The sequence below is a fragment of the Cellulomonas hominis genome (genome assembly GCF_014201095.1).
Classification (GTDB): domain Bacteria; phylum Actinomycetota; class Actinomycetes; order Actinomycetales; family Cellulomonadaceae; genus Cellulomonas; species Cellulomonas hominis.
In genome coordinates, this window is sequence record NZ_JACHDN010000001.1 from 2,389,363 (window position 1) to 2,413,369 (window position 24,007).

Here is a 24,007-nt window from a genome sequence, read left to right on the forward strand (position 1 = left end):
CGCGACGGCGACGAGGGTCAGGCCGGGAGCTGGGGGACCGCCGCCAGGAGGCGGCGGGTGTACGGCTCCTGCGGGTCCGCGAGGACGGTCGCCGTCGCGCCCTCCTCCACCACCCGGCCGTGGTGCAGCACCACCGTCCGCTCGCAGAGCCGCCCGACGATCGCGATGTCGTGCGACACGAGCACCAGCGTGAGCCCCCGCTCGACCGCGAGCCGCTGGAGCAGGTCGACCACCTGCCCGCGCACGGACACGTCCAGCGCCGACACCGGCTCGTCCGCGACCAGCACCGACGGGGACGGCGCGAGCGCCCGGGCGATCGCGATCCGCTGCCGCTGACCCCCGGAGAACTGCGCGGGGTACCGGGACGCCACGTCGGGGTCCAGACCGACCGCCTCCAGCACCGACGCCACGCGCGCCCGGTGGTCGCCGGGGACCCGGAGCGAGCGCAGGGGCTCGGCGACGACGGCCCCGATCCGCATCCGCGGGTCGAGCGAGGAGCGCGGGTCCTGGAACACCGGCTGCACGTCGGACCGCAGCCGGCGCAGCAGCCCGCGGTCGCGCCGGTCCAGCACCTCCCCCCGGTACCGGACCTCGCCGGACGTGGGGGAGTCCAGGCCGAGCAGCTGCCGCAGCAGCGTGGACTTGCCGGAGCCGGACTCGCCGACGATGCCGATGCTGCGGCCCGCCTCGACGCGCAGGGACACGCCGTCCAGCGCGCGGGTGGTCCCGCCGAACACGCGGGTGACGTCGGCGGCCTCGAGCAGGGGGGCGGTCATCGGGTGCTCCTCTCCTCGCCGGCACCGGCCCCGGGGCCCGCCCCCGGCAGCCCCGTCACCCCGCGCGCGGCCGTCACCAGCTCCCGCGTGTACGCGGCGTCCCCGCCGGCGAGCGCGGCGCCGACGGAGGTGTGCTCGACCACCCGCCCGTCGCGCATGACGACGAGGTCCCGGGCGACGCGGGCCACCACGGGCAGGTCGTGCGAGACGAACACCAGCGCGACGCCGGTGCGGTCGACCAGGTCGTCCAGCAGGTCGAGCACCTCGGCCTGCACGGTGACGTCGAGGGCGGTGGTCGGCTCGTCGGCCAGCAGCACGCGCGGCTCGCAGGCCAGCGCCATCGCGAGCGCGACGCGCTGCCGCTGCCCGCCGGACAGCTGCCAGGGGTAGGAGCCGAGGATCCGCTCGGTGTCGGTCAGGTGCACGAGCCGGGCGAGGCGCGCGGCCTCGTCCCGCGCCGCCGCGCCGCGCAGCCCGCGGTGCAGCCGCAGCGGGCCGGTGATCTGGCGCCCGACGGTCATGAGCGGGTCGAGCGCGGTGAGCGGCTCCTGGAACACCATCGCGACCCGGGCGCCCCGCACGCGCGCCAGCCGCCGGGGCGGCAGCGTCAGCAGGTCCTCGCCGTCCAGCACCACCCGGCCGGTGGCGCGCATGCCGTCGGGCAGCAGGCCGAGGACGGCCAGCGCGGTCAGCGACTTGCCGGAGCCGGACTCGCCGACCACGCCGAGCCGGCCGCCGGCGTCCAGCGACCAGGACACCCCGTCGAGCAGCCGGCGGCCGGTCGACGTCGTGACGGTGAGGTCCTCGACGGACAGCAGGGGGCGGGATGCGGTCATCGGTCGCCTCGCAGGCTCGGGTCGGTGCGCTCCCGGACGCCGTCGCCCAGCAGGTTCAGGCCGAGCACGGTGACGACGATCGCGAGGCCGGGCAGGATCGCGCCCCACGGCTGCACGAGCATCGTGGACTGCGCCTCGTGCAGCAGCCGGCCCCAGGACGCGTTGGGCGGCGGTGCACCGAGGCCGAGGTACGACAGGGACGCCTCCGCGAGGACCGCACCGCCGCCGAGCAGCATGAGCTGCACCAGCAGGGTCGGCCAGACGTTCGGCACGACGTGCCGCAGCACGGTGCCCCACCAGCCCGTGCCCGCGGCGTGCGCGGCGGTGACGTAGTCCTCGCGCAGGACGCGCGCGACGTTGACCCGCGTGACGCGGGCGATCACGGCGGACCCGGAGATGCCGATCGCCCAGATGGCCGACGACAGGGACGCCCCGCGCACCGTGACGATGAGCATCGCCAGCAGCAGGGTCGGGAAGGCGATGAGCAGGTCGACGCCGGACAGCAGCGTGACGTCCACCCACCGCCGGGTCGCGCCCGCGAGGACGCCGATCGTCACGCCGAGCACACCGGCGACGAGCATGGACGCGGCCGCGACCACGAGCGCGTTGCCGGCGCCGGTCAAGAGCTGGCTCAGCAGGTCGCGGCCCAGGCGGTCGGTGCCGCCCCAGTGCGCGGCGCTCGGTCCGGCCAGGCGCTCGCCGGTGCCGGTGTCGTCGAGCGCGTAGGGGGTCCAGACCAGGGAGACCAGGCCGACGAGGGCGACGGACCCGACGAGGACGGCACCGGTCAGGAGCGACGGCGGCAGCCGGCGGCCGCGGGACGCCGGGGTGCCGGACGCCGGGGCGCCGGGCAGGGCGGTCGCGGTCGTCGGGGTGGCGAGCTCGGTCACGCCGCCACCTCCTTCGCCAGGCGCAGCCGCGGGTCGATGGCGCGCTGCCCCAGGTCGACGACGGTGTTCGTCACCAGCACCACCGCGGTCAGCAGCAGCACCAGCGCCTGCACGACCGGCAGGTCGCGCGAGGTCACGGAGTCGAGCAGCAGCGTGCCGAGGCCCGGCAGCGCGAACACGTTCTCGATGACGACCGCCCCGAGCAGGGAGGTCGCGAGCTCGATGCCGAGGATGGCCACCACCGGCACCGCGGCGTTCCGCAGGCCGTGCCGGGCGAGCGCGCGCCACCGGCCGTAGCCGAGCGAGCGGGCCGTCCGGAGGTAGTCCTGGTCGAGGACGTCGAGCGTGGCGGACCGCACGTACCGGACCATGACGGCCGACATCGCGATCGCCACGGTCACCACGGGCAGCACGAGCGCCCGCACCGCGGCGGCCGGGTCGTCCCAGCCGGTCCGCGGGAAGCCCCCGGCCGGCAGCACGCCGAGCCGCAGGGCGAACACCAGCACCAGGAGCACGCCGACCCAGAACACCGGGACGGCCACGCCGAGCTGCGACACCGCCGACACCGCGACCCCGACCGGCCCGTGCCGGTGCACCGCGGCGATGACGCCGAGGGGCACCGACACGAGCACGGCCAGGACGAACGCCGCGACGCTGAGCGGCACCGTGATGGGGAGCTTCTGCGCGATCAGGTCGGCCACGGGGAGCCGCGACACGAACGACGTGCCGAGGTCCCCGCGGACGATCTGGCCGAGCCACTGCACGTACTGCGTCACCACCGGCTGGTCCGTCCCGAGCTCCGAGCGGAGCTGGTCGAGCTGGTCCGTGGTGGTGCCCACGCCCAGGGTCGCGCCCGCGGCGTCGCCCGGCAGCAGCCGGAGCACGACGAACACGACCACGCTGGCCAGGACGAGGGAGATCAGCAGCGAGCCGATCCGCAGCAGTGCGAGGCGCACGGTCTCAGGACTCCCGGACGATGTCGGCGACGTAGAAGGACTCGGTGACCTGGTCGACCGGGAAGCCCGAGATGTCCGCGCGCGCGACGCGGATCTGCGGGTTCAGGTACAGCCAGGCGGACGCCGCCTCCTCGCCGATGGTCTCGTTGACCTGGGTGAGCAGGTCGACCTGCTCCTCCTCGGTGGCGGCCTGGTCGGCCTGGGTCACCCACTCCTGGACCTGCGGGTTGTCGTAGCCCCAGTAGAAGTCGGGGTTCGCGTACCAGAGCACGTCACGCGGGTTCACGTGCCCCATGAGGGTCGTCTGGAAGTCGTGGTCCGTGTAGACCTTCTGGTACCAGGTGGCGTCGTCGATCGGGTTCGGGGTGAGCGTCACGCCGACGGCCGCGAGGTTCTTGGTGAGCAGCGCGAGGATCGCCTCGGTGGTGTCGTCCGGGATGTAGTCCACGGAGATCTCCAGGCCGGTCACGCCCGCCTCGGTCAGGAGCGCCTCGGCGGCGTCGGGGTCGTAGGCGTGCACGTCGGCCTGGTCGACGAACCACGGGTCGGTCGGCGGGACCATCGAGCCGATGACCTGGCCGTAGCCGTCCCAGACCGCCGACAGGATCGCCTCGCGGTCGATCGCCTTGTACAGCGCCTGGCGGACGCGGACGTCGCTGAACGGCGCCTCGCGGTCGTTGAACGCCCAGAGCTGCTTCGTGGTCGAGGTTCCCTCGGTGATCGTGAAGTCCGGGTTGTCCTCGAACTGCACGAGCTGGTCCGGGGAGTCCTCCGCGATGACCAGGTCCAGGTCGCCGGTCAGCAGCGCGTTGTTCAGGGCGGTGGTGTCCTGGAAGAACCGGAACGTCACGCCGGCGTTCTGCGCCGGCTCGCCCCAGTAGCCGTCGAACTTCTCGATGGTGAGGTGGTCGCCCTGCACCCACTCGACGAACCGGTAGGGGCCGGTGCCGTTGTCGCTGGTCAGCTCCTTGTCGCCGTTCTTCACGACGGTGACGGAGGCCAGGTAGAACGTCAGGCCCTGCGACGGGCGGGACAGGTCGAGCTGCACGGTGGCGTCGTCGACCGCGGTGGCCTGCTGGATGACGAGCAGGTCGCTCTTGCGGGCGGACTTCGACTCCGGGCCGATCGCCTCGGAGATGCTCCACACCACGTCGTCCGCGGTGAGCGGCGTGCCGTCGTGGAACGTCACGTCCGGCTGCAGGTGGAACGTGTAGGTCAGGCCGTCGGAGGACACGTCCCAGGACTCGGCGAGCGTCGGGATGACGGTGCCGTCGACGTCCACCGAGGTCAGGCCCTCGAAGACGTTGCGGGTCATGGTCTGCGAGACGCCGGACGAGCCGCCGACGTTGCGGACGAGGCCGGTGGGCTCGTTGGTCGAGCCGATGACGATCTCGGCGGACTCGTCCGGGGTGGCGGCCGCGTCGTTGGCGGTCGAGCCGCCCGAGCCGGAGCCGCAGGCGGCCAGCGCCAGGGCGGCGACGACGGCCAGGGCGGCGCCGAGCGGGGCGCGGCGGGATCGGCGGGTGCTCACGGGTGGTGGTCCTTCCGGGCGGGTGCGGCGGCGGGGTGCCGGGCACGAGGGAGGTGCGGGGGAGAGCGGTTCGGGGGTGCGCGGCGCGGGTGCGCCGCGGGCCGGGCGGGTGCGGCACGGGCCGCGGGCCGCGGGCCATGTGCTCGCTGACGGGAGGGTTCTGCCGGGACACGCCGGGCGTGCCGGGCAGAACGCTCCACTCGAGGCGGAGCAGGGGGCGGTCGCGGAGGGCGACGGCGGCGCCGGAGCGGCTCCGGGGCCGGGGCGGACGCGCGGCGGCGTCCTCAGCGCGTCAGGACGACGCGGGGGCGCTCAGCGACGACAACAGCACGCGGCGGTCGAGAGGGCTCGACAGGCGCGGGTGCGGAGGGCGGTAGTCGTGTGGCGCATGATGTTGAACACTGTAGCAAGAGCCGCGGGTCCCGGGCAGCGACGTGCGTCACTCCGGGTTGCAGAGCGCCCCGATGGTCGCCAGCAGCCCGACCTCGGGCCGCCACGGCTCCAGGTTCCACGACGCCTTGTCCGGCGCGCCGATCATGTGGCAGGTCAGCTGGTCGTGCATGCCCTGCGTCCCGGCGTCGGGGGCGAGCGCGACCACCTGCGCCCACACCGCCTCCTCCGCCGCGACCCCGCCGCGCCGCGCCCAGTCCGCCGGCACGACCGCGAGGCTCTCGCCGCCCTCGTCGTCCCGGACGCTCCACGTCGCGGAGCGGACCGCGGTCGCGGCGAGGGTGGCCGTCACCGTCCCCGAGGCGGGCGGCTCGACGGTGCCGTCGGTGCGCACCGGGCGGATGACCGACCAGGTCACCGTGCCGTCGTCGCGCGCGTCGACCGCGAGCACCGCGCCGCTCCCGGCGGCGTCCCCCGCCAGGGTCGGGGCGGACAGGGCCGCGACCACGGCGCCCGCACCGTCCCGGACCACGGCGGAGTCGTCCTCCAGGACGTCGAGCGTCATGCCGTCGGGGGCGACGAGCACGCCGGCCTGCTCGGTGGCGACGGTGTCGTCGTCGATCGCCGGCACCGGGACGGCGAGGACCACCGCGCCGTCCGCGTCGGGCTCCGACGTCGTCACGCCGACGCCGGGCCAGACCGTGAGGGCGACGTCGCCGACGGTGACGGAGGCGCCGTCCGCGCGTAGGCTCGCGGGGTCGCCCAGGGTCAGCACGGCGGTGCCGGACGGCTCGGGCGTCGGCCCCGGTCCCGGGGACGCCGTACCGGTGCACCCCGCGAGGACGACGAGCGCGGCGGCCGCGGCGGCGAGCCGGGCGGGCGTGCGGGGGGCGGTCACGCGCCCCAGTGTGCCCGAGGGCGCCGTCCGGCCACCGGGCGGTGCGTCGGACCGCCGCCGCGCGCCGGTAGCCTGGGCACCGTCTGCCGACGCCCGCCTGCCCGCCGCGCCCGGTCCACCACCGCCGCGCCCGGGCCACCAGCCCGAGGGATTCGATGACCAGCGCGCCCACCTCGCAGCAGCCCACCGGACACGTGTCCGACACCGTGGAGCACGCCGCGGCCACCCCGGACCTCGAGCAGCCGTTCGCGGAGCTCGGGCTCAAGCCCGACGAGTACCAGCGGATCCGCGACATCCTCGGCCGCCGCCCCACGGCCGCCGAGCTCGCCATGTACTCCGTCATGTGGTCCGAGCACTGCTCGTACAAGTCGAGCAAGACCCACCTGCGCAAGTTCGGCGAGCGCGTCACGCCCGAGATGACCGAGCACCTGCTGGTCGGCATCGGCGAGAACGCCGGCGTGGTCGACATCGGCGACGGCTGGGCGGTGACGTTCAAGGTCGAGTCGCACAACCACCCGTCGTACGTCGAGCCGTACCAGGGCGCCGCGACCGGCGTCGGCGGCATCGTCCGGGACATCATCTCGATGGGTGCCCGCCCGGTCGCCGTCATGGACCAGCTCCGGTTCGGCGCCGTCGACCACCCCGACACGGCGCGCGTCGTGCACGGCGTCGTGTCCGGCGTCGGCGGCTACGGCAACTCCCTCGGCCTGCCGAACATCGGCGGCGAGCTGGTGTTCGACGCGTCCTACCAGGGCAACCCGCTCGTGAACGCGCTGTGCCTGGGCGTGCTGCGGCACGAGGACATCCACCTGGCGAACGCGTCCGGCGTCGGCAACAAGGTCGTCCTGTTCGGCGCCCGCACCGGCGGCGACGGTATCGGCGGCGCGTCGATCCTCGCGTCCGAGACCTTCGACGACACCAAGCCGTCGAAGCGCCCGTCGGTCCAGGTCGGCGACCCGTTCATGGAGAAGGTGCTCATCGAGTGCTGCCTGGAGCTCTACGCGGCCCGCGTGGTCGAGGGCATCCAGGACCTCGGCGCGGCCGGCATCTCCTGCGCCACCTCCGAGCTCGCGTCCAACGGCGACGGCGGCATGCACGTCGACCTCGAGAACGTGCTGCTGCGGGACCCCACCCTGACGGCCGGCGAGATCCTCATGTCGGAGTCGCAGGAGCGGATGATGGCGGTCGTCACGCCGGAGAAGCTCGACGCGTTCCTGGCGATCACCGGGAAGTGGGACGTCGAGACGGCCGTCATCGGCGAGGTCACCGGCACCGGCCGCCTCACCATCGACCACCACGGCCAGCGGATCGTCGACGTCGACCCGAAGACCGTCGCGCACGAGGGCCCCGTCTACGACCGCCCGTACTCCCGCCCCGAGTGGCAGGACGGCCTGGTCGCCGACTCCCTGAGCACCGCCGACGGCGCCGCCCGGTACGCCCGGCCCTCCGCCCCGGCCGAGCTGCGCGCGACCGTGCTCGACCTGCTCGCCTCGCCGAACCTCGCGTCGAAGTCCTGGGTCACCGACCAGTACGACAGGTTCGTGCAGGGCAACACCGCGCTCGCGCAGCCCGACGACGCCGGCGTGGTCCGCGTCGACGAGACGACCGGCCTGGGCGTGGCGCTCGCGACCGACGCGAACGGCCGCTACGCGAAGCTCGACCCGTACGCCGGCGCGCAGCTCGCGCTCGCGGAGGCGTACCGGAACGTCGCCGCCTCCGGCGCCCGGCCGCTGGCCGTCACCGACTGCCTGAACTTCGGCAGCCCCGAGGACCCGGCGTCCATGTGGCAGCTCGTCCAGGCGATCGAGGGCCTCGCGGACGCCTGCGCCGTGCTCGGGGTCCCCGTCACCGGCGGCAACGTGTCGCTGTACAACGGCACCGGCGAGCCCGGGAAGATCGACTCCGCCATCCACCCGACGCCCGTCGTCGGCGTGCTCGGCGTGATCGAGGACGTCGCCGAGGCCACCCCGTCCGGCTGGACCACCCCCGGGCAGACCGTCTACCTGCTGGGCACCACCCGGCCCGAGCTCGACGGCTCCGCCTGGGCCGACGTGGCGCACGGCCACCTCGGCGGGGTGCCGCCGCGGGTGGACCTCGAGGCCGAGCGCCGGCTCGCCGAGGTCCTGGTCCGGGCGTCGCGCGACGACCTCGTGGACGCCGCGCACGACCTGTCCGAGGGTGGGCTCGCGCAGGCGCTCGTCGAGTCGTCGCTGCGGTACGGCGTCGGCGTGCAGGTCGACCTGGACGCGCTCGTCGAGCGGGACGGCGTCACGCCGTTCGAGGCGCTGTTCTCCGAGTCCACCGCCCGCGCGATCGTGGCCGTGCCGCGCAGCGAGGCCGTCCGGTTCGAGGACCTGTGCACCGCGCAGGGCGTCCCGGCGCTCGCGATCGGCGCGACGGCGGAGACGTGCAGCCCCGGCGCGGGCGCCCCCACGGCGGACCTCCCCGAGGACCACGTGCACGCCCCGGCGGTGGAGGTCCGCGGCGTCTTCACGCTCCCGCTCGCGGAGGCCCGCGCCACGTCGGAGGCGACGCTCCCGCGCCACTTCGCCTGACCCGCCCGGCGCCCGTGCCACCGGGAGCGCCGAGATCGGTCCTCCCGACCGAGATCGGCGCTCTCAGCGACCGATCTCGGTGCGAGGTGCCGATCTCGGCGACGCGGCCGGCGGGCCGGGGGGCCGGGTGCGCCGGCGGAAATCGCTCGCGCGCCGCCGGGGGCGCTCCCTAGCGTCGGCGGCATGAGCTCACCCGGTGCCGTCCCCGCGGGGCGGGTCGTGCGCGTCGACAGGGGCGCGGTGCTCGTGCTGCCCGCGGGCGACGACGTGCCGGTCCGGGTCGCCGTGCCGCACGGGCTGGTCCCGCTGCTCGGCTCCGACGACACCCCGGGCGAGGCGGTGCCCCCGGCGGTCGGCGACGGCGTCCTGCTCGGCGCGCACCCGGACGGCACCCCCGCGCTCACCGCGCTGACCGCCCGCCGCACCGCGGTGGTGCGCGACGGCGCGGACCGCACGTCCCAGACCCAGGTGCTCGCCGCGAACGTGGACGTGGTGCTCGTGGTCGAGCACCTCGACCCCGACCCGAGCCCCGGGCGGGTGGAGCGGCTGCTCACCCTGGCGTGGCGCTCCGGGGCGACGCCCGTGGTGGTGCTCACCAAGGCCGACCTGGTCCCGGACCCCGAGGGCATGGCCGACGAGGTGCGCCGGGTCGCGATCGGTGCTGAGGTGCACCCGGTGAGCGTCACGGCGGGCACGGGGCTGGAGCCGGTGCGCGCGCTGCTCGGGCCGGACCGCACGCTCGTGGTGGTCGGGCCCTCGGGCGCCGGCAAGTCCACGCTCGTCAACGCGCTCGCCGGCGCGGACGTCATGGCGACCGGGGAGCGCCGGGCGGACGGCCGCGGGCGGCACACGACCGTGCACCGCGAGCTCGTCCCGCTGGGCGGCGGCGCCTGCCTGATCGACACCCCCGGCCTGCGCGGCGTCGGCCTGGTCGCGGACGCGGAGTCGCTGGACGCCACCTTCGCGGACGTCGCGGAGCTGGCCGCCGCGTGCCGGTTCGGGGACTGCCGGCACGACTCCGAGCCGGGCTGCGCGGTGCAGGCGGCGGTCGCGGACGGCACGCTGCCGGCCCGGCGCCTGGACTCCTGGCGCCGGCTGGCGCGCGAGGCCGCGTGGCAGGAGCGGCGCGCCGACGCCCGTGCCGCCGCCGCGGAGAAGGCGCGCGTCCGGCAGGCGACCGCGGCGTACCACCGCATGCAGCGGACGCGCCCGCCGCGCTGAGCCGGGATGATGGGCGGCATGCCCCCCCGTCGCCGCACCGACCCCGCGGTCGGCCGGGCCGCCGTCGCCGCCTGGCGCGCGGACCCCGCCGACGCCGCCGCCCGCCGCACCGCCGTCCGGTTCACGCTGGAGGAGCTCGCCGACGTCGCGCCGGGCCACACCGTCGAGGTGCGCGTCCCGCCGGACGGCGCGGTGCAGGCCGTCGAGGGCCCGCGGCACACCCGCGGCACCCCGCCGAACGTCGTGGAGACCGACCCGGCGACGTGGCTCGGGCTCGCGACCGGCGCCCTCGGCTGGGACGAGGCCGTGGCGTCCGGCGCGGTCCAGGCGTCGGGGGAGCGGGCCGACCTGGCCGCGTGGCTGCCGCTGCAGGCGACCCGGCAGCGCTGACACCGCCCGCGCCGCGCGGCGGGTCAGCGCGACAGGATCGCCGTCTCGCCCCGCACCGCGTGCAGGGCCCCGGCCGTCGCGGCGGCGAGCGCGGCGTCGAACGCGTCGAGCGCGGCCGGCGGCACCAGCAGCGTGAACCGGACCGACGTGCCGTACTCCACGTCGTGCAGCGCGCCGTCGTGGTCCTCGGCCCAGTCGCGCAGCACCCCGTGCAGCCGGCCCGCGTCGGCGTGCGGGGCGTCGACGGTCACGCGGGTCGCGGCGCTGCGCCGCACGACGCGGGCCAGGTCCAGGGCCTCGGACGTGGCCGTCGAGTACGCGCGCACCAGGCCGCCGGCCCCCAGCAGCACCCCGCCGAAGTACCGGGTCACGACGACGACGAGGTCCGTGAGGTCCCGGCGCCGCAGCACCTCCAGCATGGGGACGCCCGCGGTGCCGGACGGCTCGCCGTCGTCGGTGGACCGCTGCTGCTCGGCGTGCGGCCCGACGACCAGGGCGACGCAGTGGTGCCGGGCGTCCCAGTGCTTCTTGCGGACGGCGGCGACCACGGCGTCCGCCTCCGGCACGTCGGCCACCGGCCGGACCAGCGCGAGGAACCGGGACTTCTTCACGACGAGCTCGTGCTCGACGGGGCCGGCGATGGTCGAGGGGTAGCGCGGCGCGACCTCGTCCCCGGCTCCCACGGGTCCGAGCCTAGGGCCCGCGCACGACGCGGCCGACCTAGGATCCTCGGGTGACCGACGCACCGACCCCCGACGACGCGCCCGACCGCACGCCCGAGGTCCCCGACGAGGCGACGCTCGCGGAGGTCGCCGAGCCCGCCCGGGTCCGGCGCGCCCCGAAGATCGGCGCGTTCATCACCGCCGGCGCGCTCCTGGGCGCGCTGCTCGGCCTGGTCCTCGCGCTGGTCGCGGGCCCGGGCAGCGGGCTGGAGGCCGACGGCACCGCGTTCATCAGCATCCTCGAGGGCCAGGGCGGCGCGCGGCTGGTGTGCGCGGTCGCCGGCGCGGTGCTCGGCGGGTTCGCCGGGGCGGCCCTCGCGGTGGTCGCGGACCGGCGCAGCGTGCGCCGCGCGGAGCGGGACCGGGCCCCCCGCCGGCGCTGAGCCCGGGCCGCGGACGCGGGGGCGGTGCCTCGCCCGGCGTGTGTCACCATGGACGCGTGGCCCCCCGCGGAGACGGACTGCTCAACCACGACCTCCTGCCGAACGAGAAGGGACCCCAGGACGCGTGCGGCGTCTTCGGGGTCTGGGCTCCCGGCGAGGAGGTCGCGAAGCTCACCTACTTCGGGCTGTACGCGCTGCAGCACCGCGGGCAGGAGTCCGCGGGCATCGCGACGTCCAACGGCGAGCAGCTGCTCGTCTACAAGGACATGGGCCTGGTCTCGCAGGTCTTCGACGAGACCGCGCTGAACGCCCTGCACGGCCACATCGCCGTCGGGCACGCGCGCTACTCGACCACCGGCGGCAGCACGTGGGAGAACGCGCAGCCCACCCTCGGCCCGACCGCCGGCGGCACGGTCGCCCTGGCGCACAACGGGAACCTCACGAACACCGCCGAGCTGGTCGACCTCGTGGCCGAGCGCTACGGCAGCCAGCGGCGCGGCGAGCTCGCGCGCGGGAACACCACGGACACCGCACTGGTCACCGCGCTGTTCGCCGGCGACCCGGACCACACCCTCGAGGCCACCGCGCTCGAGGTGCTGCCGCGGCTGCGCGGCGCGTTCAGCCTCGTCTGGATGGACGAGCACACCCTGTACGCGGCCCGCGACCCGCAGGGCGTGCGCCCGCTGGTCCTCGGCCGGCTGGAGCGCGGCTGGGTCGTCGCGTCCGAGACCCCGGCCCTCGACATCGTCGGCGCGTCGTTCGTCCGCGAGATCGAGCCGGGCGAGCTGGTCGCGATCGACGCGGACGGCCTGCGCACCCAGCGCTTCACCGAGAAGCAGCAGCGCGCCGGGTGCGTCTTCGAGTACGTCTACCTGGCCCGGCCCGACACGACGATCGCCGGCCGCTCCGTGCACGCCGCGCGCGTCGAGATGGGCCGGCGGCTCGCGCAGGAGCACCCCGTCGAGGCCGACCTCGTCATCCCGGTCCCCGAGTCCGGCACCCCGGCCGCCGTCGGCTACGCGCAGGCGTCCGGCATCCCGTTCGGGCAGGGCCTGACGAAGAACGCCTACGTCGGCCGCACGTTCATCCAGCCGTCGCAGACCCTGCGCCAGCTCGGCATCCGGCTCAAGCTCAACCCGCTGCGCGAGGTGATCCGCGGCAAGCGGCTCGTCGTCGTCGACGACTCGATCGTGCGCGGCAACACCCAGCGCGCCCTGGTGCGGATGCTGCGGGAGGCCGGGGCCGCCGAGGTGCACGTCCGGATCAGCAGCCCGCCGGTGAAGTGGCCCTGCTTCTACGGCATCGACTTCGCCTCCCGCGCGGAGCTCATCGCGAACGGCCTCGCGATCGAGGAGATCGGCGCCTCGCTCGGCGCGGACTCCCTCGGCTACATCTCGATGGACGCGATGATCGCCGCGACCGAGCAGCCGGCGTCGCAGCTGTGCACCGCCTGCTTCTCCGGGAAGTACCCCATCGAGCTGCCCTCGCAGGACCGGCTCGGCAAGCACCTGCTGGAGCAGAACGAGCTGCCGCTCGGCGCCCCGGAGGACGGACTCGCCACCCTGGTGCCAGGGACGGGTGGCTCGACAGCGCTGGAGCACCCGTGACCGAGAGCATCACCTACGCCGCCGCGGGCGTCGACACCGAGGCCGGCGACAAGGCCGTCGAGCTCATGAAGGACGCCGTGCGCGCGACCCACGGGCCGCAGGTGCTCGGCGGGGTCGGTGGGTTCGCCGGGCTGTTCGACGCCTCCGCGCTGGTGGGCTACCGGCGGCCGCTGCTCGCGACCTCGACGGACGGCGTCGGCACCAAGGTCGCGATCGCGCAGGCGATGGACGTGCACGACACGATCGGCTTCGACCTGGTCGGCATGGTCGTGGACGACATCGTCGTCGTGGGCGCCAAGCCCCTGTTCATGACGGACTACATCGCGTGCGGCCGGGTCGTGCCCGAGCGGATCGCCGACGTGGTGCGCGGCATCGCGGCCGCGTGCTCCGTCGCCGGCACCGCGCTGGTCGGCGGCGAGACCGCGGAGCACCCGGGGCTGCTCGGCCCCGACGAGTACGACGTCGCGGGCGCCGCCACCGGCGTCGTCGAGGCGGACGGCCTGCTCGGCCCGGAGCGGGTCCGCGTGGGCGACGTCCTGGTCGCGCTCGGGTCCTCCGGCCTGCACTCGAACGGCTACTCGCTGGTCCGCCGCGTCGTGGAGGTCGCCGGCTGGTCGCTGGACCGCGACGTGCCGGAGCTCGGCCGCACGCTCGGCGCGGAGCTCCTCGAGCCCACCCGGGTGTACGCGTCCGACTGCCTCGCGCTCGTCGAGCGCGCGGGCGGGGCGGTGCACGCGTTCAGCCACGTCACCGGGGGCGGGCTCGCCGCGAACGTCGCCCGTGTGCTGCCCGCCGGGCTGGTCGCGGACGTGCCGCGCGGCTCGTGGACGCTGCCGCCGGTGTTCTCGCTGGTGCAGGCCGCGGGCGGCGTCCCGTGGACCGACCTGGAGCGCACCCTGAACCTGGGCGTGGGCATGGTCGCGATCGTCGACGCGGCGGGGGCGGACGCCGTGCAGCGGCACGCCGCGGAGCTCGGGCTCACCGCGTGGCACCTCGGCGAGGTGCGCGCGCTCGACCCGGAGCGGGACACCGACGCGCTCGGGCCGGACCTGGTCGCGGGGACGAAGGGCGTGCAGGGCGGCGCGGTCCGCCTGAGCGGCACGTACCGCACGGCCTGACCCTGCCGCCGAGCCCTCAGGGGGCGGGTTGCGGGCCCGGCCGCGCCCGGCCGCACGCGGAGTGGACGGTTCGAGCGGGCACGCCGACGGCGTGCCGGTCCGGACCTTCCACTCTGCGGCGGGGTCGGCCGTGGTCGGGACGCGACCGGGGTGGCCGGTGCGTGGCCGTGGGGGCGGACCCGGTGCACGCACGGGTCGGCGCCGCACGCGTCAGGCGTGTGCGGCGCCGAGCCGGACGGGTGCCGCGGGGACCGCGGCGGTCGGCGTCACGCGCGGGGCGTGCCGGCCGACCGGTGATTCAGCGCTCGTCCGCCCAGCGAGGGGGGTACTCGTCACCCTCGTCGTCGGAGTCCTGGCGGCTGTCACGGACGAAGTCGTTCCCGCGGCCGGTGAGCTCCTGCTCCAGGGCGCGGTAGTTGGTGTCCGGGCTGAAGTACTTCAGCTCCCGGGCCACCTTCGTCTGCTTAGCCTTCTGACGGCCGCGCCCCATGGCATCGACCCCCTCTAACGTGGAAGCGGGGCGGCTCCGTGCTCACACGTGCGGCCCCGGGGTGCTGAATCGTCTGTTCGTGTCGCAACGGTACATGGTCCTGCGGTATTCCGACCACTCGCCGGGGGAGTGAGCCGGGTCGCACCGCGGGCTCCCGCGGACCCGGGCCGGGCCGTGCGGCGGGGGCCCCGGACCGACGTCCCAGGTCGCCCGCGCGGTGCCGGTGGCGTCACCCGCACGGGTGTCGGACGGCCCCCGGCCGGCACCCGTGCGGCACCCGGATGTGAGGTTCGCCACGCGGGAGCGGGTGAGGGCCCGCGGGTCCCGGTGCGCCCGCCGTCACCCGCGCCCGGCCCGCCGGGGTGCCCGGCGGGGTGAACCGGGAGGTCGGCGGCTCGTGGACCCGCGGTCACCCGTCCGGGTGCGCTCGCAGGGGTGAGCCGGCGACGGAAGAGACCCTCGTTCGGACCACCGTGTCGACGCGCAGTCATGTCCACTGCGACCTAGAGTGTCCCAATAGTTACCGCTTGTCCGGAGATGGGACGTTGGTACTAGTTGTCCGGAGTTCGGTCGTGACAGAGTCGTCGCGGTGGGGGCGCAAGGGGGGTAGCAGCGCTATGAGGTCGTCCCAGGCACCCCGGTCGGGCGCGAGCCCGGCCCCGGTACCGCAGACGACCGTGCTCGAGACAGTTCGGACGACGGGCGAGACCGCCGGTCGTCACCACCAGGACAGCACCCCGGAGGTCTGACGTGTCCGCCCCCCACACCGAGAACGAGATCCTGCTCACCCCGTCCGAGGTCGCGACCCTGTTCCGGGTCGACCCCAAGACCGTGACGCGCTGGGCCAAGTCCGGCAAGCTCTCGTCGATCCGCACGCTCGGCGGTCACCGCCGGTACCGCGAGACCGAGGTGCGCGAGCTGCTGGGCGGCATCCCCGGCCAGCGCGACAACGAGGCCTGACACCCCGTCGCCGCCCGCCGTCCCGGACGGCGGGCGCGCACGCCCGCACCGCCGTGTCCGGAGACCGCCAGAATGGTGGTCCCTGACGGACGAGGGTGGGGCGGTGACGACGACACTCCCGCAGGACGACCTGCCCACCTGGATCGACCGCGCCGTGGCGTACCGGGCGGTCAGCGGGCGCGACCCCCGGTACGACGGCCGCCTCTACCTCGGCGTCACGTCGACCGGCGTGTACTGCCGCCCGTCGTGCCCGGCGCGCACCCCCCGGCAGGAGAACTGCCGCTACTACCGCTCGTCCGCCGCGGCCGTCGCCGCCGGGTTCCGCGCGTGCCGGCGGTGCCGCCCCGACGCCCTGCCGGGGACGCGCGAGTGGGACGCCCGCGCCGACCTGGCCGCCCAGGCGCTGCGGGCCATCGCCTCGGGCGTGGTGGACGAGGCCGGGGTCGAGGGGCTCGCGGCGCGGCTGCACGTCAGCGCCCGGCACCTGCAGCGCGTCGTCGTGGCGGAGGTCGGCGCCGGCCCCGCGCAGATCGCCCGCAGCCGTCGCGCCCAGCTCGCGCGGCACCTGATCGACGAGACGCGGCTCCCGATGGCGGACGTGGCGTTCGCGGCGGGCTTCGCGAGCGTCCGGCAGTTCAACGACGTCATGCGCGAGACGTTCGGCGCGACCCCGCGCGAGCTGCGCGCCCGCCGGCGCGGCCCGGCCCTCCCCGCGCCGGACGCCCGGACGCCGGTGGACCGGGCGCGGCTGGCCCTGCACCTGCGGCACCGGGGCCCGCTCGACGCGGCGGCCTGGTTCGCCCACGTCGAGCGGCGTGCCGTGCCGGGTCTGGAGGTCGCCGAGGACGGACCGGACGGGTACCGGGTGCGGCGGCTGGCGCCGGCACCGCACGGCCCCGCGCTGGTGGACGTGCGGCTCGCGGCGGACGGGTCGCGGGTGGACGTGGAGCTCGAGCTCGCCTCGGTGGGCGACCTGGCGCCGACGGTGGCGCGCGTGCGCCGCTGGCTGGACCTCGACGCCGACCCGGCGCTCGTCGGCGCGGTGCTGGCGGAGGACCCGGACCTCGCGCCGCTCGTGGCCGCCCGGCCGGGCCTGCGCGTCCCGGGGACGGTGGACGGCTACGAGCTGGCCGTGCGGACGGTGCTCGGGCAGCAGGTGTCGGTCGCCGCGGCCCGGACGCTGACCGCCCGCCTGGTGGCCGCGCACGGGGCCCCCGGACCGGGCGGCCTGCGCGCGTTCCCGCGGCCGGAGGCCCTGGCCGCGGTGCCCGTGACCGAGCTGCGCGGCCTCGGCCTCACCGGTGCGCGCGCGGCGACGGTGCTGGCGGTCGCCGAAGCCGTGGCGGGCGGGCTGCACCTGGACCCCGCCGCCGACCGGGAGCGCGCCCGCGCGGCGCTGCTCGCGCTGCCGGGGATCGGCGCGTGGACGACGGAGTACGTGGCGCTCCGGGCCCTCGGCGACCCGGACGCGTTCTGCGAGGGCGACCTGGTCCTGCGCCGCGCGGTCGGCCGCTACGCCCCGACGCCGGACCGCGCGGGGTCGCCGAGCGCGCGCGCCGTGCGGGAGCGGTCGCAGCGCTGGCGCCCGTGGCGCGGGTACGCCGCGCAGCACCTGTGGACGGCCGTCTCCGCGGACGATCCCGCGGCCGCCCCGGCGCCGTGACGCCCGCCGCGATGTCCGGGAACCGCCAGAACCGCACCCCGCTGCGACGGAGGATGGAGCCATGACGACGACCCTCGAGACCACCGCCCCGGCCGCGCCGCTGCTCGGGACGACCTTCCCGACCCCGGCCGGCGACCTGGCCGTGCTCCTGACGCCCGACGGCGTCGTGCGGTCCGCGGGCTTCGCCCCGCTCGCCGCCGCGGTGGCCCGGCTGCCCCTGGACGTGGCCGTGCGCGGGCACGAGGTGCTGACGCCGGCGGAGCTCGCGGCCCGCGGTGCCGGCCCCGCGCTGGTGGCGGACGCGGTCGCCCGGTACGCCGCGGGCGACGGCGCCGCCCTCGACGCGGTGCCGGTCGAGCAGCCGGGCGGCCCGTTCCAGCAGCGGGCGTGGCAGGCGATGCGCGCCATCCCGCCGGGCGGCACCGCGACGTACGCGGAGCTCGCCCTGGCGGCCGGCAGCCCGTCCGCGGTCCGCGCGGCCGGGTCGGCGTGCGCGCGCAACCGCGTGGCGCCGTTCGTCCCGTGCCACCGGGTGCTGCGCAGCGGCGGCTCGCTCGGGGGGTACTACTACGGGCTGGACGTGAAGCGCGCCCTGCTCGCGCTCGAGCGGGGCGCCTGACGCCGGCTCAGCGCCGCGCGATCAGCACGACCGCCAGGACGACGGCCCCGACACCCGCCGCCAGCAGGATGCGGGCGCGGTCGCGGTTGGCCGGGTCGGCCGCCGGGTCCGTGCCCACGGCGTCGCGGACGAGCTTCTGCGCGCCGGCCTTGACGTCGGCGGCCTGACGCTTCGGGCTCAGGCGGGCGGCGAGGGCGTCGGCGGTGCCGGCGAGCTCGGCGCGGGTGAGCGCGATCTCCGTCTCCAGGTCGCTGATGGACGGCTTCGGCGTGGTGTCGCTCATCGGCGCAGACCCTCCTTCACGGACCGGGACAGGGTGTCCGCGTCCTCCTTGAGCCCCGCGATGGCCTTCTCCGGCTGCGGCGGCGAGCTCTTCTGCAGGCTCTTCACGCCGAGCAGGCCGAGCACCGCGGTGCCGATCGCCAGCACGACGAGCACGATCAGCGCGGCGAGCCACGGCGGCATCGCCTCGCTCAGCGCGAGGATCACGGTCGTCAGCAGGACCACGAACGTGAAGAACCCGAGGAACGCCGCGCCCGCGAGCAGCCCCGCGCCGATGCCCGCGGCCTTGGCCTTCTGCGCGAGCTCGGCCTTGGCCAGGTCGATCTCGGCGCGGACCAGGCGGACGGTCTGCTCGGCGAGGCGGCTGATGAGCGCGCCGATCGACTGCTGGTCCGGGCCGGACCCGCTGCCCGATGTCGTCGTCATCCGGTGCTCCTTCGTGGACGGGAGGCGTTCCGCCTAGTCTGGCGCGTCCCGCGGATCCGCGCAGGTGGGACGGGCCGCTCAGTCGGCCCAGGGGTGCACGAGCTCCTCGGCGTCCGGCGGTCCCGGGCGCACCGGGGCGACGCGGACGGGCTGCGGCAGCCGGTGCCGGCCCCACGCGGCCGCGCCGGCCGCGACGCCGATGAGCAGCACGCCGACCAGCAGCGCCGCGAGCCACAGGTCCACCACGAGGGCCAGCGCCACGACGGCGGACGTGACGAGCAGGGCGAGCCCGAAGACGGTGAGCAGCAGCGCGACGGCGAACGCCACGGCGCTCGGCCGGACCTCCAGGGCGCGGGCCCGCACGGAGCGCCCGACGGCGTCGATCTCGCTCTGGATCGACTGGCGGACGCGGTCCTCCACGTGCTCGAAGCGCTCGCGCGTGCGTTCGGCCAGCGGCTCGGTGAGCCGGCTGAACAGTCCGGGCCGACGCGGCTCGTCGTCGGGCTTGCTCACGGTGTCCTCCTTCGGGCCGGCGTCCGAGCCCACCCTAGTCAGTGCGGGGGCCGCTGAGTGGTGCGCCCCGCCCGTAGCGTCGCGGCGTGACCGGGGTGGTGCGGACCGTGCGGGTGGGGATCGTCGTGGACGAGGCCCTCGGCCGGAGCGCGCTCGCGGCGGTGCTCGACGCGGACCCCCGCATCACCGTGGTGCACGCGGTCGACAGCTGCGCGCGCGCCCGGGCGGTGATCGCCCCGCAGACGGTCGACGTGCTCGTGGTGGACGCGGCGCTGCCCGACGGGAACGGGGTCGCGCTGGGGGTCGTGCTGCAGCGCGCCGACCCCCGGATGGGCGTGCTGCTGCTGTCGGCGGCGGACGACGTGTCGGACCTCGTCCTGTCGGTCCGTACGCAGGTGCCGCGGCCGTGGAGCCACCTGTCCCGGACGGGCGGCGCGGATGCGTCCGCCCTGGTCCGGGCGGTCGTCGCCACGGCGCACGGCCAGGTGGTGCTCGACGGCGGGCCCGGCGGGCGGGAGCCCCGGCGGGCGGACGACCCGATCGCGACGCTGACCGAGGCGCGGATGGCGGTGCTCCGGCTCGTCGCCCAGGGGCTGTCGAACCGGTCGGTGGGCCGGCTGCTCGGCCTGTCCCCGCGCTCCGTGGAGAACCACCTCGCCGCGGTGTACCGGGCGCTCGGCGTCACGGGGGAGGACGTCAACCCGCGCGTCGCAGCAGTGCTGGCGCTGCGCGAGCGGGATCGCGTGCACTGAGGGGTACCACTCAACGACCACCCGGGTCGGGCGCCGCGGCCACTCAACCTGACCACTCAGCGGCCGTTGCGCGTCCCGGGGTCCCGGGTGCGCGAGGATGGGCCGGCCGCCCCGCCGGGCGACCCGTCCGTCTGGAGGCCCCGCCACGCCCCGCCCGCCCCGCCCGCCGCACCCGCCCGGGCCCGAGCCCGCCGTCCCGCGCCCCGCGCACCGGCAGGCCGCCCTGGCCCTGCTCGTCGCCGCCGGCGGCGCCGTCGGGTCGCTCGGGCGGTACGGGCTCGCGCAGGCGATGTCGCCGCAGCACGGCTGGCCGGTCGGGACGCTGACCGCGAACCTCGCCGGGGCGTTCCTGCTGGGGGTGCTGCTCGAGGTGCTGGGCCGGCGGGGGCCCGAGACGCCGGGCGTGCAGCGGGCGCGGCTCGCGCTCGGCACGGGGGTGCTCGGCGGGTTCACGACGTTCTCCTCGCTGGCGCTGGAGACCGAGCGGCTGCTCGCCGCGGGGTCCGTCGGCACGGCGCTCGGCTACGCGGGCCTGACCCTGGTGGCCGGCGTGCTGGCCGCGGCCGCCGGCGTGGCCGTGGTGGCCGCCGCGCACGGCCGGGGGAGCGGACGGTGAGCGCGGCGCTGCTGGTGGCGCTCGCGGGCGGCGTCGGCGCGGCCACGCGGTTCTGGGTGGACGGCACGATCCGGGCGCGCGGGCGGACGGTGCTGCCGGTCGCCACGATCGCGGTGAACGTCTCGGGCTCGTTCGTCATCGGGCTGGTCGCCGGGGCGCACCTGTACCTGGACCTGCCCGCGACGTGGCAGCTGCTGCTGGCCACCGGGTTCTGCGGCGGGTACACGACGTTCTCGGCCGCCGCCGTGGAGACGGTGCGCCTCGCGCAGGCCGGCGAGCGCGGTCGGGCGCTGCTCAGCGTCCTCGGCACGATGCTCCTCACGCTGGCGGCCGTCGCTGCGGGCACGGGCCTCATGGCGCTGCTCGCGCGCTGACCGCCCGACCCACTTGCCACGGGACGTCCGGGTTTGCGAGGGTCGCACGGTGGCCTCGACGTCCGAGGCCGGCCTACCGGCCGGTCGCGCCGGGAGCCGCGGGACGGGGGGGCAGCGCGTGACCGAGGTGTTCGTCGCCCCGGGTGAGCCCGCGGACCTCGACACCTGCGCGCGCGAGCCGATCCACGTCCCCGGGTCCGTGCAGCCCCGCGGGGTGCTGCTGGCGGTGCAGGAGGCCGGCGCCGTCGTCCTGCAGTGCTCGGCGAACGTCGACGCGGTGCTCGGCCGGCCGGCGGACGACGTGCTCGGCCGGTCGCTGCCCGACGTGCTCGGCCGGGCCGCGGCGCGCGTCGTGCTGGAGCAGCTCGCCGCCGTCCCCGACCACCGCACCCGGAACCCGGGGCTGGTGCACGTCGACGTCGGCGACCGGACCGTCGTGCTCGACGTCGTGGTGCACCGGCCGCCGCCGGCCACCGCGGCAGACCCCGGACCCGTCTACGTCGTCGAGCTCGAGGTCGCCGACGGCCCGCGGCCGCTGACCTACGGCACGTCCTACGAGAGCGTGCGCGACGCGATCGCGGACCTGAACCGCACCAGCACGCTGGAGGGCCTGTACGAGTCGGCGGCCCGGCACGTGCGCCGACTGACCGGCTTCGACCGCGTGATGGTCTACCGGTTCGACGCCGCGTACGACGGCGAGGTCGTCGCCGAGGACCGCCGCCCGGACCTGGAGCCGTTCCTGGGCCTGCACTACCCCGCCTCGGACATCCCGCCGCAGGCGCGCGCGATGTACGAGAAGAGCTGGATCCGGCTGATCTCCGACGCCGCGTACACCCCGGTGCCGCTCGTGCCGGCCGCCGACCCGCTGTCCGGCCGGCCGCTCGACCTGACGTACGCGACGCTGCGCAGCGTCTCCCCGGTGCACTGCGAGTACCTGCGGAACATGGGCGTGCGGGCGTCGATGTCCATCTCGCTGCTCCGCGACGGGAAGCTGTGGGGCATGGTGGCCTGCCACCACTACAGCGGCCCGCACGCGCCGTCCTACGGGGTGCGCGCGGCGGCGGAGTTCCTCGGCGTCGCCCTGTCCGCCCGCCTGGTCGCGCAGGTCGAGGAGGACGCGCTGACGGAGGTGCGGCGCGCGTCCGGCGTGCTCGCCCGGCTCGTGGCCGCGTCCCGCGACGAGGACGTCCGGCTCGCCACGGCGCTGACCCGCACCGGCGACCTGCTCGACCTCGTGCCCGGCGACGGCGTCGTGGTGCGGGCGGGCGGCGAGCTCGCCACCCGCGGCCGGGTGCCGGACGCGGCCGGCTGCGAGGCGCTCGCGGCCTGGGGGAGCACGCTCGCCGAGGGCGTGGTCGCCTCGGACCGGCTCGCCGCCCGGGAGGGCGCCCCCGACGTCCCCGGGGCCGCGGGCGCCGTCGCGCTCGCGCTGCCCGACGGGGGCGCGGTGGTGTGGATCCGCGACGAGGTGGTCCGCACCGTCGACTGGGGCGGCGACCCCCACGAGAAGGGCCGGTCCGTGCAGGACGACGGCACGGTCCGGCTCGGTCCGCGCGCGTCGTTCGCGCTCTGGCAGGAGCAGGTGCGCGGCCGGTCGGTGCCGTGGGACGAACGGGCCGCGCAGAACGCCGCCGACCTGCGCACCCACCTGGTCGAGGCGCTGTTCCGGCGGGGCCAGGCCGAGGTGGGCGCGGCCCGGGCGCTGCAGCGCACCCTGCTCCCCGAGCGGCTGCCGGCGGTGCCGGGCTGGTCGGTCGCCGCCCGGTACGAGCCCTCCGGCACGGGGCAGGTCGGCGGCGACTGGTACGACGTCCTGGCGCTCGCGGACGGGCGGGTCGCGCTCGCGGTCGGCGACGTCACCGGGCACGGCCTGCCGGCCGCCGCCGCGATGGGACAGCTCCGCAACGCCGTCCGCGCCTACCTGCTGGACGCCGCGCCGCCCGCCGTCGTCCTCGGCCGGGTCGGGGCGCTCGCGCGCTGGACGCTGCCCGGGCAGATGGCGACCCTGGCGCTCGCGGTGCTCGACCCGGCGACCGGCGAGGTGGAGCACTCCTCGGCCGGCCACCTGCCGCCGCTCGTCGTGCGGGCGGACGGCACGGCGGCCTGGGAGCGGCTGCTCGGGTCGCCGCTGATCGGCCTGCTGGACGGGGAGCCCGCCGCCGCCCGCGTGACCCTCGCCCCCGGGGACGCGCTGCTGCTGCTCACCGACGGGCTGATCGAGCGGCGCGGGGAGTCGCTGCGGGTCGCGCTCGACCGCACCGTGCGGGAGGTCGGACGGCCCGACCCGGCGCGCCTGGACGAGGTGGCCGCGCGGCTGCGCGACCCGCGGTCCGACGACGACGCCACGCTCGTCCTGCTGGCCCGGGACGCCCCGGGCGGTTAGCCGCCCAGCAGGTCGGCGAAGCTCGGCGCGCCCGCGAACGGGTCCTGGGGGGCCCGGGCCGGGCGGGAGGCGACCGTGGCGGCCAGCTCGGCGCCGGCGCGGCGGATGCGCGCGGGCAGCGGGTTCGGCTCGCCGGCGGTGGCGCCGGTGGCCCAGTCGTCCGTGGCGGCGAACACCGAGGTGGTCGCGACGTCCGCCCGGAGGTACGTGAACAGCGGCCGGATCGAGTACTCCAGCGCCAGCGAGTGCCGCGGGGTGCCGCCGGTCGCGCCGAGCAGCACGGGCAGGCCGACGAGCGCGTCCTTGTCGAGGATGTCGACGAACGACTTGAACAGGCCCGAGTACGTGGTGGTGAACAGCGGGGTCACCGCGATCAGCGCGTCGGCGCCGGTCACCGTCTCCAGCACCTCCGCGAGGGCGGGGCTGGGGACGCCGGTGAGCATGGCGTTGACGATGTCGTGGGCGTGGTCGCGCAGCTCGACCACCCGGACCTCGGGCCGCTGCCCGCGGTCGGCGAGCTCGGTGGCGGTCGCCTCGGCGAGGCGGTCGGCGAGCAGGCGGGTGGACGACGGCTGGCCGAGGCCGGCCGACAGCGCGACGATCGTGCGCTCGGTCATGGGTGGTGCTCCTGTTCGATGCGACGTGCTGGTGGGTGC

Annotated in this window: 25 protein-coding genes; 13 read left to right on the forward strand and 12 right to left on the reverse strand. The window is 76.5% G+C overall.

The annotated features are described in order from the left end of the window. Positions 1–17: 17 nt before the first annotated feature. The 6 genes from HNR08_RS11170 to HNR08_RS22700 all read right to left on the reverse strand — a co-directional run bounded on the left by HNR08_RS11170 (position 18) and on the right by HNR08_RS22700 (position 6,277). Complete coding sequence (locus HNR08_RS11170; RefSeq protein WP_146832600.1) at positions 18–776, reverse strand: ABC transporter ATP-binding protein; 759 nt, start codon at positions 774–776, stop codon at positions 18–20. After that, positions 773–1,612, reverse strand: a complete 840-nt coding sequence (locus HNR08_RS11175) for an ATP-binding cassette domain-containing protein (protein ID WP_146832597.1) — start codon at positions 1,610–1,612, stop codon at positions 773–775. The genes HNR08_RS11170 and HNR08_RS11175 overlap by 4 nt, the downstream gene beginning before the upstream one ends. Continuing rightward, a complete protein-coding gene (locus tag HNR08_RS11180; RefSeq protein ID WP_246802878.1) occupies positions 1,609–2,502 on the reverse strand; it encodes an ABC transporter permease in 894 nt (297 codons plus the stop codon). The genes HNR08_RS11175 and HNR08_RS11180 overlap by 4 nt, the downstream gene beginning before the upstream one ends. Further along, the gene (locus HNR08_RS11185) at positions 2,499–3,458 is read right to left on the reverse strand and encodes an ABC transporter permease (protein WP_146832594.1); all 960 of its coding nucleotides are present in this window, start codon (positions 3,456–3,458) and stop codon (positions 2,499–2,501) included. Before HNR08_RS11185 ends, HNR08_RS11180 begins: the two co-directional genes overlap by 4 nt. Before the next feature lie 4 nt (positions 3,459–3,462). After that, the gene (locus HNR08_RS11190; protein WP_146832591.1) at positions 3,463–4,989 is read right to left on the reverse strand and encodes an ABC transporter substrate-binding protein; all 1,527 of its coding nucleotides are present in this window, start codon (positions 4,987–4,989) and stop codon (positions 3,463–3,465) included. A gap of 439 nt (positions 4,990–5,428) precedes the next feature. Then, on the reverse strand, positions 5,429–6,277 hold the full coding sequence (locus HNR08_RS22700) for a DUF2599 domain-containing protein (RefSeq protein ID WP_221286346.1): 849 nt from the start codon (positions 6,275–6,277) through the stop codon (positions 5,429–5,431). A 155-nt stretch (positions 6,278–6,432) separates the two neighbouring features. On the opposite strand from HNR08_RS22700, the gene purL reads away from it, so the two are divergent. From purL to HNR08_RS11210, 3 genes are all read left to right on the forward strand, one after another. Continuing rightward, on the forward strand, positions 6,433–8,832 hold the full coding sequence (gene purL / locus HNR08_RS11200) for a phosphoribosylformylglycinamidine synthase subunit PurL (protein WP_146832589.1): 2,400 nt from the start codon (positions 6,433–6,435) through the stop codon (positions 8,830–8,832). Positions 8,833–9,015: 183 nt separating this feature from the next. Then, positions 9,016–10,053, forward strand: coding sequence for a ribosome small subunit-dependent GTPase A (rsgA, locus tag HNR08_RS11205; protein ID WP_146832586.1), 1,038 nt, complete (start codon positions 9,016–9,018; stop codon positions 10,051–10,053). An 18-nt stretch (positions 10,054–10,071) separates the two neighbouring features. Next, entirely contained in the window at positions 10,072–10,443 is a 372-nt protein-coding gene (locus HNR08_RS11210; protein WP_146832583.1) for a sterol carrier family protein, read from the forward strand. Positions 10,444–10,466: 23 nt separating this feature from the next. Here the strand turns inward: HNR08_RS11210 and HNR08_RS11215 are convergent, their stop codons facing one another. Continuing rightward, positions 10,467–11,126, reverse strand: coding sequence for an IMPACT family protein (locus HNR08_RS11215; protein WP_146832580.1), 660 nt, complete (start codon positions 11,124–11,126; stop codon positions 10,467–10,469). 50 nt (positions 11,127–11,176) lie between these two features. On the opposite strand from HNR08_RS11215, the gene HNR08_RS11220 reads away from it, so the two are divergent. From HNR08_RS11220 to purM, 3 genes are read left to right on the forward strand one after another with little or no spacing between them, the layout of a single operon-like run. Beyond that, a complete protein-coding gene (locus tag HNR08_RS11220; protein WP_221286347.1) occupies positions 11,177–11,548 on the forward strand; it encodes a histidine kinase in 372 nt (123 codons plus the stop codon). 56 nt (positions 11,549–11,604) lie between these two features. Further along, positions 11,605–13,155 carry an amidophosphoribosyltransferase gene (gene purF, locus HNR08_RS11225; protein ID WP_146832577.1) on the forward strand — a complete coding sequence of 517 codons (1,551 nt, stop codon included), beginning with the start codon at positions 11,605–11,607 and terminating at the stop codon, positions 13,153–13,155. Next, a complete protein-coding gene (gene purM, locus HNR08_RS11230) occupies positions 13,152–14,273 on the forward strand; it encodes a phosphoribosylformylglycinamidine cyclo-ligase (RefSeq protein ID WP_146832574.1) in 1,122 nt (373 codons plus the stop codon). Before purF ends, purM begins: the two co-directional genes overlap by 4 nt. A gap of 298 nt (positions 14,274–14,571) precedes the next feature. On the opposite strand, the gene HNR08_RS11235 is transcribed toward purM, so the two are convergent. Next, the gene (locus HNR08_RS11235) at positions 14,572–14,763 is read right to left on the reverse strand and encodes a DUF3073 domain-containing protein (protein WP_146832571.1); all 192 of its coding nucleotides are present in this window, start codon (positions 14,761–14,763) and stop codon (positions 14,572–14,574) included. Between the two features lie 750 nt (positions 14,764–15,513). On the opposite strand from HNR08_RS11235, the gene HNR08_RS11240 reads away from it, so the two are divergent. The 3 genes from HNR08_RS11240 (at position 15,514) to HNR08_RS11250 (ending at position 18,005) form a co-directional block, all read left to right on the forward strand. Further along, complete coding sequence (locus HNR08_RS11240) at positions 15,514–15,723, forward strand: BldC family transcriptional regulator (protein WP_146832568.1); 210 nt, start codon at positions 15,514–15,516, stop codon at positions 15,721–15,723. A 103-nt stretch (positions 15,724–15,826) separates the two neighbouring features. After that, complete coding sequence (locus HNR08_RS11245) at positions 15,827–17,386, forward strand: DNA-3-methyladenine glycosylase 2 family protein (protein ID WP_338075801.1); 1,560 nt, start codon at positions 15,827–15,829, stop codon at positions 17,384–17,386. A gap of 61 nt (positions 17,387–17,447) precedes the next feature. Further along, positions 17,448–18,005, forward strand: a complete 558-nt coding sequence (locus tag HNR08_RS11250; RefSeq protein WP_146834896.1) for a methylated-DNA--[protein]-cysteine S-methyltransferase — start codon at positions 17,448–17,450, stop codon at positions 18,003–18,005. Positions 18,006–18,012: 7 nt separating this feature from the next. On the opposite strand, the gene HNR08_RS11255 is transcribed toward HNR08_RS11250, so the two are convergent. From HNR08_RS11255 to HNR08_RS11265, 3 genes are all read right to left on the reverse strand, one after another. Continuing rightward, complete coding sequence (locus HNR08_RS11255; protein ID WP_146834893.1) at positions 18,013–18,288, reverse strand: DUF3618 domain-containing protein; 276 nt, start codon at positions 18,286–18,288, stop codon at positions 18,013–18,015. Beyond that, positions 18,285–18,713 (reverse strand): phage holin family protein, encoded by a 429-nt coding sequence (locus tag HNR08_RS11260; RefSeq protein WP_146834890.1) that lies wholly within the window; start codon positions 18,711–18,713, stop codon positions 18,285–18,287. The genes HNR08_RS11255 and HNR08_RS11260 overlap by 4 nt, the downstream gene beginning before the upstream one ends. Before the next feature lie 78 nt (positions 18,714–18,791). Continuing rightward, positions 18,792–19,226 (reverse strand): phage holin family protein, encoded by a 435-nt coding sequence (locus HNR08_RS11265; protein WP_146834887.1) that lies wholly within the window; start codon positions 19,224–19,226, stop codon positions 18,792–18,794. Between the two features lie 86 nt (positions 19,227–19,312). Between HNR08_RS11265 and HNR08_RS22705 the strand changes: the two genes are divergently transcribed. The 4 genes from HNR08_RS22705 to HNR08_RS11285 all read left to right on the forward strand — a co-directional run bounded on the left by HNR08_RS22705 (position 19,313) and on the right by HNR08_RS11285 (position 23,351). Beyond that, positions 19,313–19,978 (forward strand): response regulator transcription factor, encoded by a 666-nt coding sequence (locus tag HNR08_RS22705; RefSeq protein ID WP_246802962.1) that lies wholly within the window; start codon positions 19,313–19,315, stop codon positions 19,976–19,978. Between the two features lie 97 nt (positions 19,979–20,075). Next, positions 20,076–20,594, forward strand: a complete 519-nt coding sequence (locus tag HNR08_RS11275) for a fluoride efflux transporter FluC (RefSeq protein WP_146834884.1) — start codon at positions 20,076–20,078, stop codon at positions 20,592–20,594. Next, positions 20,591–20,968 carry a fluoride efflux transporter CrcB gene (gene crcB, locus HNR08_RS11280; RefSeq protein WP_146834881.1) on the forward strand — a complete coding sequence of 126 codons (378 nt, stop codon included), beginning with the start codon at positions 20,591–20,593 and terminating at the stop codon, positions 20,966–20,968. The genes HNR08_RS11275 and crcB overlap by 4 nt, the downstream gene beginning before the upstream one ends. 118 nt (positions 20,969–21,086) lie before the next feature. Then, positions 21,087–23,351, forward strand: a complete 2,265-nt coding sequence (locus tag HNR08_RS11285; RefSeq protein ID WP_146834878.1) for a SpoIIE family protein phosphatase — start codon at positions 21,087–21,089, stop codon at positions 23,349–23,351. Here HNR08_RS11285 and HNR08_RS11290 read toward each other — a convergent pair. Then, positions 23,348–23,968 (reverse strand): FMN reductase, encoded by a 621-nt coding sequence (locus HNR08_RS11290; protein WP_146834875.1) that lies wholly within the window; start codon positions 23,966–23,968, stop codon positions 23,348–23,350. The two genes, HNR08_RS11285 and HNR08_RS11290, sit on opposite strands and share 4 nt — an antisense overlap. Positions 23,969–24,007: the final 39 nt, after the last annotated feature.

Excerpts from the sequence above, each read along its gene's own strand:
- HNR08_RS11175 (WP_146832597.1), bottom strand. The coding sequence starts at position 1,612 with ATGACCGCATCCCGCCCCCTGCTGTCCGTCGAGGACCTCACCGTCACG.
- HNR08_RS11235 (WP_146832571.1), bottom strand. The coding sequence starts at position 14,763 with ATGGGGCGCGGCCGTCAGAAGGCTAAGCAGACGAAGGTGGCCCGGGAG.
- HNR08_RS11210 (WP_146832583.1), top strand. The coding sequence starts at position 10,072 with ATGCCCCCCCGTCGCCGCACCGACCCCGCGGTCGGCCGGGCCGCCGTC.
- HNR08_RS11275 (WP_146834884.1), top strand. The coding sequence starts at position 20,076 with ATGGGCCGGCCGCCCCGCCGGGCGACCCGTCCGTCTGGAGGCCCCGCC.
- HNR08_RS11290 (WP_146834875.1), bottom strand. The coding sequence starts at position 23,968 with ATGACCGAGCGCACGATCGTCGCGCTGTCGGCCGGCCTCGGCCAGCCG.
- HNR08_RS11170 (WP_146832600.1), bottom strand. The coding sequence starts at position 776 with ATGACCGCCCCCCTGCTCGAGGCCGCCGACGTCACCCGCGTGTTCGGC.
- HNR08_RS11255 (WP_146834893.1), bottom strand. The coding sequence starts at position 18,288 with ATGAGCGACACCACGCCGAAGCCGTCCATCAGCGACCTGGAGACGGAG.
- purL (WP_146832589.1), top strand. The coding sequence starts at position 6,433 with ATGACCAGCGCGCCCACCTCGCAGCAGCCCACCGGACACGTGTCCGAC.
- HNR08_RS11260 (WP_146834890.1), bottom strand. The coding sequence starts at position 18,713 with ATGACGACGACATCGGGCAGCGGGTCCGGCCCGGACCAGCAGTCGATC.
- rsgA (WP_146832586.1), top strand. The coding sequence starts at position 9,016 with ATGAGCTCACCCGGTGCCGTCCCCGCGGGGCGGGTCGTGCGCGTCGAC.
- HNR08_RS11250 (WP_146834896.1), top strand. The coding sequence starts at position 17,448 with ATGACGACGACCCTCGAGACCACCGCCCCGGCCGCGCCGCTGCTCGGG.